General features: G+C 46.3%; 10 protein-coding genes. 8 read left to right on the plus strand and 2 right to left on the minus strand.

Annotation, left to right across the window (positions count from 1 at the left end):
• The first annotated feature begins 43 nt into the window (after positions 1 to 43).
• Genes ACVBDY_RS12190 through ACVBDY_RS12210 form a run of 5 tightly spaced genes read left to right on the plus strand, consistent with a single transcriptional unit; the run spans position 44 to position 7,061 of the window.
• On the plus strand, positions 44 to 1,984 hold the full coding sequence (locus tag ACVBDY_RS12190; protein ID WP_447175761.1) for a RagB/SusD family nutrient uptake outer membrane protein: 1,941 nt from the start codon (positions 44 to 46) through the stop codon (positions 1,982 to 1,984).
• Positions 1,985 to 2,002: 18 nt separating this feature from the next.
• Positions 2,003 to 3,211 carry a DUF5000 domain-containing lipoprotein gene (locus ACVBDY_RS12195; RefSeq protein WP_447175762.1) on the plus strand — a complete coding sequence of 403 codons (1,209 nt, stop codon included), beginning with the start codon at positions 2,003 to 2,005 and terminating at the stop codon, positions 3,209 to 3,211.
• Between the two features lie 50 nt (positions 3,212 to 3,261).
• Positions 3,262 to 4,416 (plus strand): DUF4998 domain-containing protein, encoded by a 1,155-nt coding sequence (locus ACVBDY_RS12200; protein ID WP_447175763.1) that lies wholly within the window; start codon positions 3,262 to 3,264, stop codon positions 4,414 to 4,416.
• A 21-nt stretch (positions 4,417 to 4,437) separates the two neighbouring features.
• A complete protein-coding gene (locus ACVBDY_RS12205) occupies positions 4,438 to 5,538 on the plus strand; it encodes a glycoside hydrolase family 88/105 protein (RefSeq protein ID WP_447175764.1) in 1,101 nt (366 codons plus the stop codon).
• Positions 5,539 to 5,561: 23 nt separating this feature from the next.
• A complete protein-coding gene (locus ACVBDY_RS12210; RefSeq protein ID WP_447175765.1) occupies positions 5,562 to 7,061 on the plus strand; it encodes a family 43 glycosylhydrolase in 1,500 nt (499 codons plus the stop codon).
• A gap of 146 nt (positions 7,062 to 7,207) precedes the next feature.
• Here ACVBDY_RS12210 and tssD read toward each other — a convergent pair whose 3' ends face one another.
• Positions 7,208 to 7,594, minus strand: a complete 387-nt coding sequence (gene tssD / locus ACVBDY_RS12215; RefSeq protein WP_447175766.1) for a type VI secretion system tube protein TssD — start codon at positions 7,592 to 7,594, stop codon at positions 7,208 to 7,210.
• A 358-nt stretch (positions 7,595 to 7,952) separates the two neighbouring features.
• On the opposite strand from tssD, the gene ACVBDY_RS12220 reads away from it, so the two are divergent.
• Positions 7,953 to 9,803: a metallophosphoesterase gene (locus ACVBDY_RS12220; protein ID WP_447175767.1), complete on the plus strand. Its 1,851-nt coding sequence runs from the start codon at positions 7,953 to 7,955 to the stop codon at positions 9,801 to 9,803.
• 31 nt (positions 9,804 to 9,834) lie between these two features.
• Here the strand turns inward: ACVBDY_RS12220 and ACVBDY_RS12225 are convergent, their stop codons facing one another.
• Positions 9,835 to 10,902: a phosphatidylinositol-specific phospholipase C1-like protein gene (locus ACVBDY_RS12225; protein ID WP_447175768.1), complete on the minus strand. Its 1,068-nt coding sequence runs from the start codon at positions 10,900 to 10,902 to the stop codon at positions 9,835 to 9,837.
• 474 nt (positions 10,903 to 11,376) lie between these two features.
• Here ACVBDY_RS12225 and ACVBDY_RS12230 point away from each other — a divergent pair, with 474 nt between their 5' ends.
• Positions 11,377 to 14,415, plus strand: coding sequence for a SusC/RagA family TonB-linked outer membrane protein (locus ACVBDY_RS12230; protein WP_447175769.1), 3,039 nt, complete (start codon positions 11,377 to 11,379; stop codon positions 14,413 to 14,415).
• On the plus strand, positions 14,415 to 16,184 hold the full coding sequence (locus ACVBDY_RS12235) for a RagB/SusD family nutrient uptake outer membrane protein (RefSeq protein WP_447175770.1): 1,770 nt from the start codon (positions 14,415 to 14,417) through the stop codon (positions 16,182 to 16,184). The genes ACVBDY_RS12230 and ACVBDY_RS12235 overlap by 1 nt, the downstream gene beginning before the upstream one ends.
• The last annotated feature ends 72 nt before the right edge of the window (positions 16,185 to 16,256 follow it).

The following is a 16,256-nucleotide window of genomic DNA, read 5'->3' on the forward strand; positions in this document are numbered from 1 at the left end:
AATATTAACCAAACCAAATGATTATAACCATAAAATAGTTCCAATGAAGAAGATTTTAAGTATCATACTGTTAGCAGTCTTACTGGTTTTTCCGGGGGGATGTAACAAATACATCGATATTGTTCCGGACAATATCGCGGAGTTGAGGATGGCTTTTGCCTCAAGGACTATGGCCGAAAGATATTTACATACCTGCTATAGCTGGATACCGAAAGGGTTCAATCTTTCTACAAACGCGGCCTTACTCGCCGGGGACGAGTTCTGGATGAATTCCACTACAAATTTCGGCCAGGGAGGCTGGCCTAACTGGTATATTGCCATGAGCGGACAAAACAGTAACAGCCCCCTGCTCAATTACTGGGACGGGCATGACGGTGGCTTTAGTTTGTGGGAGGGTATCAGGGACTGTAACATCTTTATCGAAAACATCCAGGGAGTAGAAGAAATGGATCAGCAGGAAAAAGACCGCTGGGCGGCAGAAGCCGGTTTTCTGAAAGCCTATTACCATTATTACCTGCTTCGTATGTATGGTCCTCTTCCTATTGTAGATGTCAATACCGACACGTTCGAAGATCCTGAAAATATCCACTACGAACGGCAATCTACAGATGAAGTTTTTGCTTATATCGTCAATACCATAGACGAAGCGATCCCGGCCCTTATGGAAGATGTCATGCAACCTGCAGAAGAAAACGGACGCGTAACCCAGGTTGTAGCTAAAGCGATGAAAGCAGAAATTCTTGTTACCGCCGCAAGCCCCTTGTTTAACGGAAATACCGATTATCCCGGTTATATCAACGCCGGTGGAGCGCCCTTGTTCAATGCTTCGTATGATCCTGAAAAATGGAAACTGGCGGCAGATGCCTGCCGGGAAGCCATAGAGGCTGCGGAGGGTTCGGGTAAATCACTCTACAAATGGGTACCACCTACCAATATGGCCCAGGCACCGCAGCAGAGCACAATTAATCAGATGAGTATTCGCGGCGCCGTTACCGCACGACAGGACCTCAACCATGAGGCTATATGGGTAAACAACAGTAGTATGGCCACACAATCTGAGCAGGGACATGCCTTTATGGTACGAAGCCCCGATCCCTCAAAAATTGCCAATACTTCTACCGGGGGTTTTATGTCCCCCACCCTGAATATCGTAGAAAAATTCTATTCCAAAAACGGTGTTCCCATTGAAGAAGATTATACTTACGACTATGCCAACCGGTATGATCTCCGCGAGGTGCCCCTGGGTGAATCGCCTTACCAGTACGATCTCACCCCGGGTTATACGACCATAAATCTGCACTTTGACAGGGAAGACCGCTTTTACGGTTCCGTTTCATTTGACGGGGGCCGTTATTTTATGAGCAACCACGGTAGCGATACGGAAGCCTGGTCTACCAGTTACAGGCCGGGCGGGAACTGTGCGGCCACAAACTCCCCTACCCGGTACAGCGGTACCGGATACACACCTAAAAAACTGGTGAGTTACCGCTCTGTGATCGGTAGCGATAACAATTATACAGCCTATCAGTATCCGTTTACCATGATGCGCCTCGGCAATCTTTACCTGCTTTATGCGGAAGCGCTCAACGAAGTAAATGGTCCCTCTGAGGAAGTATTCCGATACCTGGACGCGATCCGGGAACGCAGCGGACTACGGGGTGTCCGGGAATCCTGGCTGGACTATTCCGTACACCCCGACAAACCCAATTCGCAGGACGGGCTCCGGGAGATTATACGCCGGGAACGGACCATAGAACTCGCTTTTGAATCCCAGCGCTTCTGGGACCTCAGACGGTGGAAAACCGCACAATTCGAGCTGAACACACCGATTTACGGTTGGGACATCCTGCAAAGCGATCCGCAAACCTATTACAGAAGAAGAGTTATTTATTCCAGATCTTTTACGCTACGTGAATATTTCTGGCCAATCAGTAACAATGAAATACGAAGAAATGACGGACTGTTGCAATCTCCGCTATGGTAATAATCTAAAACAGAAACAATGATCACAAACTATATACAGAAACTGGTACATGCAACAGTATGGTGCTTCATTTGTACCCTGCCCTTCGGTTGCTCCGATGAACTCGAACCTTCTCCCTCAAGGCAGGGCGATAAACCCGATCCGATTACCTCCTACAATGTGGAGAGTATTGCCGGGGGAGCTGTTATTTCATACGAACTGCCCAATAACAGTGACCTGCGTTATGTAAAAGCCGTTTATAACCTGTCTGACGGAAGTATCCGTGAAAACAAGGCATCCGTGTACCACAATTCCCTAACAGTAGACGGTTTTGCCGAAGCGGGAGAATACGGGGTAGACCTTATCTCGGTAGGCGTCGGGGAAGTCTATTCGGACCCCACGGTATTGAAGATAACCACACTGACCCCTCCTTACCTCAAAACCCTGGAATCCATTACAAAAGAAGGAAATATGAAAGCTACCTTCGGTGGTGTGCAACTGCGTTTCGAGAATGAGACAGAAGCTCCCCTTGTCCTTCATGTTGTCACGAAAGACAGTGTCGGCAAATGGGCCCCGGAACGGGATTTCTATACGCAGCTCCCCACCGGAACATTCAATGTCCGCGGCTTTCCTTCGGTAGAGCGGGAATTCGGAGTATATATAACAGACCGCTGGAATAACCGTTCGGATACCCTTTCTAAAGTATTTCTCCCGATTTTTGAAGAGCAGATGGATAAATCCCTGTTCAGTGAGTATAACCTGCCTACGGACACCTGGGAAGCGCATAGTGGTTTCAAAACCCCGAAAGTATTATGGGACGGGGCTGACCGGGTTTCTTCCACCATCTTCCATACCACACCGGGAACAGGGATACCTCAGCATTTTACATTTGATATGGGTGTGGCTGCTACCCTGAGCCGTTTTTTGATGTACTCCAGGCTCAATCACGAATACCGCTGGAATCATCCCAAAGTATTCGAATTATGGGGATCTAATGCGCCGGATTCCGATGGTAGCTGGGATTCCTGGACACTGGTGGGCACCTATACTTCAATAAAGCCATCCGGGTCACCAGGTACAGAATACACATCAGACGACATTAACTATGCCCGGGCGGGTGAGGAATTTAATGTGGAAAACCAGGAAGAGCCTTACCGCTACTGGCGTTGGCGGACATTGGATACCTGGGGTGGAAATTCGGACGTAGCCCTTGGAGAACTTACATTTTTCGGTACGGTAGCCGATTAGCCCCGATAGCTGCGGGAATGTTTAAACATCATTATTAAATTGACATGAAGATGAAACACAACAGAATCAACATACAAGCGCTCTTTCTGGTCCTGGCCACCCTATTACTTGCCCGGTGCACACCGATAGACCATCATTACAGTGATTATCTCGAAAACTCTGAAAAAGCCTACCCGGGCCGGGTAGATTCCCTGCTTTTTATGCCGGGCAATAACCGGGCGGGTATCCGGTCACTGATCAGTACAGATGCACGGGTACAACGAATGCGGATCACCTGGGGACAGGACGGCAGTTTCGAGACCGATATCCTCCCGGAAGATATTGCCCGTTACAAAGACGTCATCATCCCGGAAATCGATGAAGGTGTCTATACATTTGATGTCCGGACCCTTGATAAAGAAGGCAACCAGTCTATGCGCGCCGAAATATTCGGCCAGGTGTTAGGTGAAGCTTATATTGCCGATCTCAACAACAGGATTATTGAGAATATCACCAAAAAAAGTGATAGCCTCGTTGTCAACTGGTTTTCAGAATCTACGTCCGATACCACCTTGCTGGGAACCGTAGTTTCCTACCAGACGGAAGCAGGTGAAAGTAAGGAAATATTTGCCGCTACTGCCGTGGATTCTACGGTACTCCTGCACTACAAAACAAGTTCTACATTCAGTTACAGTACCTTGTACAAGCCCGGAAGCATGGCCATTGATACTTTTTATGCAGCTTCCCGGATCATCGATCCGGCAGATTATATCGCACCCGAACGCACACTTTACCCCAGGGAAAACTGGTCTATCGCCGGCGTTAGCGCCGAGGAGACAAGAGGAGATCGCTTAGCGGTCAAGGTATTGGATGGCGATGTCGGAACATTCTGGATTGCCAACTGGTCCGGCGATAGCGGTCCGATCCCGAGTTATCCTGACCACTGGCTTACCGTAGACATGGGTGAGGCACGGAATGTGGACGGATTCTTCTTCGCCCAGAAAAACGGGGACCGAAAGATCCGTGAAATGGAGATCCATATCAGTGATGATAACGAATCGTGGGAAAACCTGGGCTTATTCGGGCTGGCTGATATTGACAGGGAGTATCAATACCTGGATATCGAAGAACGAAAGACATTCCGCTATTTTAAGATCGTGCCCACAGCCGGACACGACTCCCAGCAACAACCGGGATTAGCCGAAGCAGGTACCTATTACTATTAAAACCTTTTAAAATGTATAGTTATGTATAAAAAAGCATTGATGTTATTATTCCTCTCTTTTCAATTTTCACCTGCACAGAAAAGTATGCTGGATGACTTTCCGGAAGGATACGCTCCTGAAGAAGTAGGAAAACTTATCGCATATCGTTTCGTGTATGCCAAACATGCCCTTCATGCGGGAAAATGGATTAGTTACCCGGAAACATTTTACTGGAACGGAACACTACGGTTTGCCGAACTGACGGACGATACGTTACTTATCAAATTTATGCAGAACAGGTTCGAACCCTTGTTTACGACAGAGAAAGCATTGTTGCCCATTATGAACCATGTCGACCTGAATATGTTTGGCAGCCTGCCTTTAACGCTTTACCGGATCACCAAAGATAAGCGTTACAAAGAACTCGGAATCCCTTATGCGGATACGCAATGGGAAGTTCCCGAAGATGCGAAACCTGAAGAAAAATCCTGGGCAGAAAAAGGGTATACCTGGCAAACACGCCTGTGGATTGACGATATGTATATGATTACTATCGTACAGACGAATGCCTATAAAGTGACCGGGGACCCGAAATACCTCGATCGGGCAGCCGAAGAAATGGTAATGTACCTGGATGAGCTTCAGCGACCCAACGGTCTCTTTTACCATGCTCCCGATGTTCCTTACTACTGGGCCCGGGGCAATGGCTGGATGGCGGCAGGAGTAACGGAATTGCTCCGTTACCTGCCGGACGATCATAAAGATAAACCGCGCATTATGAAGGGTTATCAGAAAATGATGAAAAGCCTGAAGGATTTTCAAACCCCCGAAGGCATGTGGAACCAACTGATCGATGAACCTGATTACTGGGCGGAGACCTCCGGATCGGCCATGTTTGCATACGCTTTTATTACAGGGGTTAAACAAGGATGGCTGGATGCCCGGACATATGCCCCTGCAGCCCGGAAAGCATGGATGGCCCTGGTACCTTATGTCAACGCGCAAGGCGCGGTATCTGAAGTTTGTGTCGGTACCAATAAAAAGAATGACAAGCAGTACTACTATGACCGTCCGCGCCGAACAGGTGATTATCACGGTCAGGCACCTTACCTGTGGTGTATCACTGCCCTGCTGGAAAAATAATTTAACCTTAAATCAATAATAACATGAAACGATCAATCTTTTATGCATGTGTACTCAGTAGTGCATTCCTGTTGAATGCATGTGACAAGTTACCGGGATGGTCCGAAGAACCGGAGACTCCGGTGGACCTTACCGGATTAGAAGCAGACAGTACATTTACCAATCCTGTATTGCCCGGGGGACCAGACCCCTGGATTGTTCAGAAAAACGGTAAGTATTATTACACCTATACCCAGGGTGGTAAACTCGTGATCCTGGAGACCGAAAACGTGTCGGAACTCGCATCATCCACCCGGTACGAAGTCTGGACGCCCCCTTCCGGGACACTCTATTCCAAGAACCTATGGGCACCCGAACTCCATGAGATTGATGGCAAATGGTATTTTTACTTCGCTGCGGATGACGGACAAAACGCCAACCATCGCATGTACGTCCTTGAAAATACTTCGCCAAGCCCGGTAGAGGGAAACTGGGTGATGAAAGGAAAAGTTGCCGATGCCACAGATCAATGGGCTATTGACGGTACGGTCCTGGAACGCAACGGCCAGCTCTACATGCTGTGGTCCGGGGGGAATGCCGGGGCACCGCCACAGGAGATCTACATCGCTGAAATGAGCGACCCCTGGACCATATCCGGTGAAAAAGTCGTCATTTCCTCCCCTACCTACAACTGGGAAAAGAACGGAAACCCGATAAACGAAGGTCCGCAGGTACTCATCAATCCCAACGGGCAGGTATTTATCGTGTATTCTGGTAGCGGTTATTGGGTGGACATGTATTGCCTGGGACTGCTGACACTCAGTGAAAACGGCGATCCTATGAATCCGGCAGACTGGACCAAGACACCCGAACCCGTTTTGTCCATGAAAGCGGAGAGCAACGCCTACGGTCCGGGACACAATGGCTTCTTCACATCCCCCGACGGTACGGAAGACTGGATCATCTACCACGCCCGGAGCCAGGCCGGAGGTGGTGGCAGAAATCCGCGTATTCAGCGCTTTACCTGGAATGCCGATGGTACACCTCATTTCGGCGAGCCCGTACCTATAAACACACCGATAAGCAGACCATCTGGCGAAATATTGCGGTACAGGCATCTTAAAGACAACTGGTCTATCGCCGGGTTTAGTTCCGAAGAGGTAAACAACAGCCGGCTGGCCATCCGTCTGATCGACGATGAAGCTTCCACCTATTGGATCACCCGGTATTCTTCCGATCCTACCAACTACCCGGACCACTGGATTACTGTAGACATGGGAGAAGTTTCTACGGTAGACGGCTTTATCATTGCACAGAAAAACGGTGACCGGAAAGTGAAGGAACTGGAAATCCTGGTCGGCAATGACAACGAAAACTGGGAAAGCCTCGGATTCTTCGAATTAAACAATATTAACCTTATGGATCAGTACCTGGATTTACCGCAGCAAAAGCAGTTCCGGTATTTCAAGATCGTCCCCAGGGAAGGTTATGACAACCAGCCCCAACCCGGACTTGCAGAGGTAGGAACTTATATAATTGATTAGCAATGTGATGACCTTGAAAAACCCGCGATTAAAAAACGGGATAGGTATCAGGATTTTCACTAAAACAAAGAAGGGGGCGGCAAAAACCGCCCCCTTTATAATATTTGACTTGCTCGTTTATGGAAACAAATTGAACGGCTGGATCATTAAACCCATTCGTTGGTATGATTACCTCCACCGCAGTCGAGCATTCTGCACGATACCGTAAAGGTTTCCGTCAAGGGATTATCTCCGGATGCATCAAAGTTCTCCTTGTATTTTACCAGGTAGCCTTCGGTGAAATTCACCTCTTTCAGCTTGGCATCCGTATCGCGTTTTAAATAGGTAATGGTCCCGTTTTTACGCTCGAAGTTGTTAGTCATCCACTCAAAGAAGAATGAATCTCCTGTGGACTCTACTGTGAAATAAATCCGTCCTCCGCGGGTTACCGAAGAAGGACGTCCTGTGGCATCCACTTCCTGTGCCAGATCGTAATTGACGTTCAAGACATTTACTTTCTTGCCGCCAACAGATAATGTTGCTTTAAATGACATAATACTAAAAAATTAAGGTTAAATAAATAAAAATACCAAATCAAATATCGAATAAATACAGTACGCAATATATTAAAATTTAGCCTCTTACACAATAACCTATATAAAAATACCGGTTTTCAGGGAGTTATGAGAAGTATCTGTCCCATGCCCTTAACATATAAATACCATGGAATAAAAGTGATGTAAATCCTTATCTTACGAAGGAAAATCCTATACCGGGTTTCCCGGAAAAATCAGTTTACCTCCGAAACGGATACCTGAAAAATAACAAAAATTTCATCCCGGATCTTTCGGATAAGCCGGGAAGTTACCGCATTTTTGCACAAAACGATTTCCGCATCACGATAATAGCACCATGAAACACCGTATTCTTCTTTCGCTTCTGGTATCACTGGTCGTTACCATACCTAGCTTTTCACAGCCTTCTCCCGATAACATTAAAATAGCCTTCCTGGCCGATGTGCACCTCCAGGACCTCTACGGCACTTTTACAGATACAGATTACCGGGGTGTCCGCAATCCGGGAACCGGGAAATACACGCTTCTCCGGACCATGGGTTCACAACTGCACTCCACTCGTATATTTAACGAGAACTATTTTGCCTTCCTCACGGCCCTGGATGATATCGCAGGGAGAGGTATTCGCCTGGTAGCGCTTCCCGGGGATTACTCAGATGACGGACAGCCTATACATATACGCGGCCTGCAACGCATCCTGAAAAAATACAGTGACCGGTACGGTATGCAATTCTTTATCACTACCGGAAATCACGATCCTGTAGGTCCATTCCGCCAGGAAGCCGGCAAAAACGATTTTCTGGGTCAAGGCGGACAAAACCAGGTAATAACCAGCAGGAAAGATCTGGTAAAGAATACGGGGGAATATGAATTGCCTGTAGTTGTTTCCAAGGATATTGCCAAGTCAGGCTACAAAGACATTATGGAAAGCCTGAAAGATTTCGGTTTTTCTCCTTCCCCGGAATATCTCTACTGGGCAACACCCTTCAGCAATTACACTCCTGGCACCTATTCTTTCGAAAAGGCAGAGAAAGCCGCCCTCTTGCAAAACCGTATGTATGATGTGATTCCAGGCTTTACGATACCGGATGCCAGTTATATCGTTGAGCCGGTACCCGGTATATGGTTGTTAGCTATAGACGGGGATGTTCATATTCCGAAAGACGCTTCTGCCGATCCGGCCATAGCACACAACTACTCTGGTGCAGGGACAGGATATAAAAACGTACTCACACATAAAAAACACCTTATCCGCTGGGTAGAACAAATAGCTTCGCAAGCCAGGGAAAAGAACAAAACACTTATCGCCTTCAGCCATTTTCCAATGATCGATTTTAATGACGATGCTTCTGCCCTACTGGAAAGGCTTTTCGGCGGTAAAAAATGGCAGCTCGAACGCGTTCCGCCTGAAAACGTGGCCAAGACCTTTGCCACAGCAGGGCTTCGTATACATGTGGGGGGACATATGCACATCAACGATACCGGGATAAGAACGTATGAGGACGGGAACTGGCTGGTCAATATACAGTCTCCCTCCCCCGCCGCTTATATGCCCGGGTATAAAATACTGACCATAAGGGAAGGACAACCGTTGGAAGTAGAAACTGTTTCCCTGCTCAAAGTCCCGGAATTCCGGACACTTTTTCCCTTGTATTCCCTGGAATATGATTACCTGCAGGAGGACCAGCGGAAACCTGTTTGGAACAAGTCCATTCTCCAGACAGAACAGTACTCCGATTTCACACTGTGGCATCTTAAAGAACTGGTAAGGCTCCGTTTTGCAAAAGACTGGCCCGAAAAGCTCTACGACTCCATACGGATGCGAAAGGGTACAGATTTCCTGTCCGTACTGCCCGGAACAGCGACTTTTACAGAAAAGGAAATATATCTGCAATTACAAAAAGCCGGTTTAAAGTCTGAAGATTTCCGAAAGTGGGACGGGAATGACCTTTTGCTTGATTTCTATAAATTACGCAATGCGGATATGCTTGCACTTAAAGACATTCCGGAAGAGCGTATTGCGCATTATAATTTTATCGCCGAAAAATACAGGGAATTACCCGGCAATACGGAATTGCAGAACCAATTAAAGACCGTATTCGAATGTCTTTATCATTTTACACACGGCGCTCCCTCCGATCATTTTGAGATAGACCTGGATTCGGGAGAACTAAAGGAAATAAAATAAGCTTTCCTTCTTTCTGTTCTGCCGGAAGGAATCAGAGTTCACTGGAAAATAGCGGATTTACCCTAAAATAAGTTCCACCTTCGAACAGTATTTTATAGGATGAATCAAAAAGACTACTGCGCAGGTAATAATCGGTAGTAATAATTTGTGCTCCCGATCGCTGCGCTGCTTCAAAACGGGTATAATCATTTTGTCTGGCTTCCTTTGTATTGGCATCGGCCCTGGTACGTATAATATATCCCTTTTTTACCAGTTCCCGGATACGGTTATCATAAGGATCGTTGATTATCATTGTTGCTGCTTCGGGAGTTCCGGGTTCTGCATTAATGAATAATACACGACCTTGCAGGGCATAGTGCCCCTTTTTATAAAGGTCCCTTTTTCTCCCTTTATCGTCCAGTATAAAAAGAAACTTTCCTTTTGCCTCCTTCAGGGAAGGCCACTGTTGTTTCAGAACAGCTTCTTCCAGGGTGGCCTTGCTTCTCCTTACATCATCCGGTACAATCAGATGGTCCTCCAGGCGTTTCAGTAGTACGCTGTCTAACCGATCGAAAGCGGCCTCATCGAAAGGTTCGGGAGTTGTTCCGAAACGATTGGCATTTCCATCCTTGGCTTCAAGAGTAATAAATACGGGAGTGTGACCGGAATGTTCTTCCGACCATTTGCGTAAAGCTTCCAAACAGTCTTCCAGCGTGAAATATTCGCTGCGGAAATCTATATCCGGTACGTGCAACATTTTAAATCCGGGCAGTTTCATTTTACCCTTCGGATCATATGCAGGCTGATCATCAACCAGTTCTAATCCCTTCGGATGGGCATATTTTCCTCCCTCATCGTCGATATATACATCCAGTTCCAGATTGCGCAGTCCCATATCCAGTTGCCGGATTATACTTATATGTTCGTATTCCAGTCCCCCTATGCCGCCTGTGGTATCTTTTTCCTCAAGAAAACGGAATAAGGACGGGGCTATGGCCTGTTTATAACTGTTATGCGATCCGATAAGTTGTATTTTATTAATGCCTAAAGCATTTGTCTGTCCATAGGAAACAAAGCTTATGGCTATCCAGGTGAAAACGGTCTTAAAAAAGTATTTCATGATACCAGGAGAGGAAATTAGATTTACAAAACAAGTTTGGCAATAATACAGAGCTTAAATTAAGAAAAGGTAAAGTAAAAAATATCTTTCCGTGAAACTGTTACCGGCTACTCCGGCCGAAGGTTCTTCCGGGCCTGTCCGAATGTAAAATTAAGCTTAATTCCCAGGAGCCGAATTTTAATAACAGGTAAATAAACCTTGCAGAAATTAATTATAATATAACGATTTCAAAATGTTTGTCATCCGGGGCTTTTTTTACTTAGCGCATCGATATTCCGAAACGCCCCTACGTACCGAACTCCCAAACTACCTTGCGGTAATAACCCTGTATTTCCTTAAATTTAAAAACCGATCGTATAAAAAAACAACTCTATGTAACCAAAAACAAAGCCATTTTTTGATCCGGAAAGCCATGATTATTATACATAATTGTGGAGTAAGATGAATTATCATACAACTAATAACTAAAAATTGATGTATTCTAAAACTACTTTTTCAAAATTAAAGAGCATACTTGTTTTGGGCTTTCTTGCTTTATCGCCAAGGACAGGACAAGCTGGTGAATTCTATACATTTACCGGAAATATGCGCATCGTTCCACAACAAACCATAAACGGTATTATTGTTGATGAAAACAACATCCCTTTGGGCGGAGCTAACATTGTGGTAAAAGGTACTTCTATTGGAGCCACAACAAACTTTGACGGAGAATTTGAAATACGTGCCGAAAACGGGCAGGTTTTACAAGTCTCCTACCTTGGTTATAAGACAAAGGAAGTTACTGTTGAAAATACTTCCATGACCATTCAACTGGAACCTGATGCTTCGGAACTGGGAGAAGTTGTGGTAGTAGGGTACGGTAACCAGGTAAAAAAAGACATTACCGGGTCCGTAAGCCAGATATCCAGTGAAGATTTCAAACAGGGCGTCAATATTTCCCCGGATAATCTCATCCAGGGGAAAGTAGCCGGGGTCCGTATTGTTAACTCCAGCGGCGAACCCGGGGCGGGTATTGACGTTTCCATACGGGGTATAGGCTCTATACGAAGTGGTAGTACGCCACTCTTTGTAGTAGACGGTATACCTTTGAGTAATGAAAACGTAAGTGCCGGTGGCGCCAACTTCGGGCTGGGAAGCTCCTCTCCCAAAAACCCCTTAAATTTTCTCAACACCAGCGATATCGAATCTATTACCGTCCTTAAGGATGCCTCGGCTGCTGCCATTTACGGGGCCAGGGGATCCAACGGGGTGGTCCTTATCACTACGCGTCAGGGAAAAAAGGGAGATGCTCTTCTTACCTATGATACCTATGCGGGTTTTTCCCAGGTCATAAAAAAAATGGACCTGATGAGCGCAAACCAATACCGTGAAGCAATTACCGATCCTTCCTACGATCACGGAGGGAATACTGACTGGCAGGACGCATTGTTCCGCACCGCAATGACCCAAAACCACAACCTTTCTTTCTCCAAGCAAACCGATTCCGGAAATTACTACGCATCATTGTCTTATATGGAACAGGAAGGTATCGTGGAAACCAATGACTTTAAAAGGACCACGGCCAGGGTAAACGCAGAAGAATCTTTTCTGGATGACAAAAGGCTTAAAGTGCAGATGAACCTTACCGCCAGTGAAATCAGGGAAAACGGTATCCCGAACGGGGCGGATGCCGGTTCGGACGGACAGGTGATCGTCCATGCCCTGATGGCAAACCCTACCCGAAACGTGTTTGACGAGAACGGGCAATATACCAACTTCAACATGAATGCACACTACAATCCCCTGTACCTGCTCGACGTGTTTGAAGATAAAACCAAAACCCTACGGGTACTGGGAAATATCCAGGCCACATTTCGCATTCTGCCGGGACTGGAATACAAGTTCAATTACGGTATTGACCGTTCTACATCAGAGCGTAACTCTACAATGTACCCGAACGTAACAGACAGGACCCCGCTGGGAGCTTATATACAGAATAACCTGGAATCGCAAAGCACGTTGCTTGAGCACTACCTGACCTATAACCTGGAAACGGGGAAAAACAAATTTGAGCTCCTGGGCGGTTTCTCTTATCAGAAATTCTACTTTTCAGGTACTTCATTTTCTATCCAGAATATAGATCCGAAAGGAGAAGGCGTACCACCGGCCAATAATCCCGGGTATTCCGGGGTACAATCCGGCGTAAGCGGATATGCCCAGGAGAACGAACTGCAATCCTATTTCGGAAGGGTGAACTACAATTACGACGGCAAATACTTTGTAACCGCTTCCTTACGGGCAGACGGTTCTACGCGTTTCGGAGAAAACAATAAATACGGATACTTCCCTTCCTTTGCCCTGGCCTGGGCTTTGGACCAGGAGGATTTCCTTGTGGATACCGACATGCTGGATCAGTTAAAACTACGAACAAGCTGGGGACAAACAGGCAACCAGGAAGTACAGAACAAAATTACACAGGCAAGTTATTCCCAATCAGCTGCCGGAGGGTATTACCTGTATGACGACCTGGAACTCGTGAACGGTATTGTTATCAACCGCACGGCCAATCCGGACCTTAAATGGGAAGTAGTGACCCAATACAACATTGGGGTTGATTTCAGCCTGTGGAACAGTAAACTCTACGGATCGCTCGATTACTATAACAAAACCACGACCGATGCCATTCTGAATATTCCGTCCGAACCTCTTAGCCCGACAACAAATGTCTGGAAGAACATAGATGGCAAGATCATTAACAAGGGACTGGAGTTCACATTGGGATCGCAACTGGTAAAAACCGATGAATTTACCTGGACAGCCGATATTAACGGGGCAACGCTGGACAATGTCATAGAAGATCTCCCGATATCAGAAGTATATTCCGGAAGTATTGCCGGACCGGGATTATCGGGTGTAAGAGCCAATATCTATAAAAGCGGATACGAAGCCGGTTCTTTTTTCATGCTGAAACATCTCGGATACGATGAACAGGGGAACGATATTTTTGAAGACATCAATAACGATGGGGTTATTAACAGTGATGACAGACAAATATTCGAAGGGGCATTGCCAAACTTTACCTTTGGTATCAATACGGCCGTGAAATATAAGAGATTCGACCTTTCCATGTCGTTCATCGGACAAACAGGCGGATACCTTGTAAACAACACCAACCTGGCCCTGAATATCAACAACCTGGCTTCCGACCGTAACCTGCTGGCCAAATACTACAATGACGGAGCCAACCCGGAAAATACTCCACAACTCTCTACCTTGTATATGGAGAAATCCGATTTCCTCCGGTTAAATAATCTCCGTCTCGGATATACTTTTAATGTGGAGCAGCTGAACTGGATCAAGGGACTTAACATTTACGTAAGTGCCCAGAACCTGTTTACCCTGAGCGGATACTCCGGTTACGATCCTTTGGTTAACAGTCCGCGGTCCAGCGACGGTAACCAATCCATAGGAGTTGATTACACTACCTATCCTTCCAACAAAACCTATATGCTCGGTGCAACTTTAAAACTATAATGATGAAGAATTTAATATATCTATCAAGAATATTCTTTTTGTCCCTGTTTATCTTTAACCTGTCCGGCTGTACGGATCTGGATGAAGAGGTGATCGATGAAGTACTGGGCAATGAGAGTGCCGATCCTGAAAGTTCTCTGGCGGCAGCATACGGAAAGCTCGGTGATGCCACTTTTGTAGATCATGGGAACGTTTTTGCACTCCAGGAATACTCCACGGACGAAGCCTTGCTCCCTACCCGGGGAAGCGACTGGGGAGACGGCGGAAAATGGCGGGCCATGCATGAATTTACATGGAAACCCGATAATGATGTGGTAACCTCAACCTGGAACAACCTCGTAAGTGGTATTACCAAATCCCTGACAGCCATTCAGGCCATAAACGCAGATGAGGGTTTTGGAGATCGGGACCTCTTTATGGCAGAAGCCAAAGGGTTGTGGGCATTTTACACTTATCACACCCTGGATCTTTTCAACCAGGCCCCATTCCGCAATCCGTTCGAGCCTGATGCCGAACTTCAGATATTGGAGGCAGGGACAGCCGTAGACAGTCTTATTACGGAAATCGAAGGTCTGATCCCGGAACTTGCCGAACTCGGGGCGCAATCCACACATAACGGGAGGTTCACCAAGCAGGCCGCCTATGCTTTACTGGCCGATATGTACCTTAATCGTGCGGTTTACAAAGATAGGTACAATACTTCTTCACAGTTTAATTTCCGCGAAACTGCTGTTGATAACGACGGGACGGACCTGGATAAAGTAATTCACTATACTTCTCTTCTTATAGACGGGAATTTTCAACTGGAAAGTAATTATTTTGACAATTTCTCGATAAATAATTCGGGGGGATCTGAATTGATTTTTGTAGTGGTCCAGGAGAATGATAACATGCGGAACAGCGATAACGATTTTGCCTATATGTCCGCCGGAAGAAACCAGAAACCCTCTCCGAATAACAGGGGTACGAACGCTTCCTGTATAACCGAAGAATTCTATAATACCTGGGAAGATAATTTTGACGATCCCCGTTTTCACCGGTATTACCAGTACGGTGACGGTACCTGGTTTATGAATGATGGTACCACGGGCAGCGTACCCGCAGAAGATGTTGTTCCCGGAAGTAACGGGTTGCCCTGGTTTCACTTTAACCGCGGTTTACTTGCAGGGCAGCAATACGGGCCTACGCTTACGGAAGACGGAGATTTTGCAATGACCCCGGACGGAAGGATACAGCTAAGCATGCTTTATATGGAGAAAACCACAACATTGCCTATGGATTTTACTCCGGCACTCAATTTTTCCAACCCGTCACAGGCTGTTTTTTCACAAACGGAAATTAACCAGGGTGTCAGGGTTTTCAAATATGAGTTTGACCCGGAAAACGGTAATGGCAATAGCAATGTAGATATCCCCTTATATCGTCTCGGCGGTATTTACTGTATGCGGGCGGAAGCATACTTCCGCAATGGTGAAAATGCAGCAGCCCTGGCGGATATCAATATGCTTAAAACGAGCAGAACAAGGGAAGCCTTATTTAACAATGAACCCGGAAAGCCCGTTACATCTCTTACGGAAGAGGTCCTGTATAATGAAATAGGGTATGAAATGTACTGGGAAATGTATCGTAGGAAACAGATGATACGGTTTGGTACATTTGACGACCCCTACACGGCGAAACCACAAACTGAACCGTACCTGAGAATTTTTCCTGTTCCCCAGGAGACCATCGATGTCACCGAAGAGTTTTCGCAAAACCAGGGATATTGATTTTCCCGAAATAGTAACATAAGACAACAGGAGGCTTTGCCTCCTGTTTCTGTTTTATATAAAAAGCGTAGA

It is taken from the genome of Sinomicrobium halophytocola, assembly GCF_052983395.1.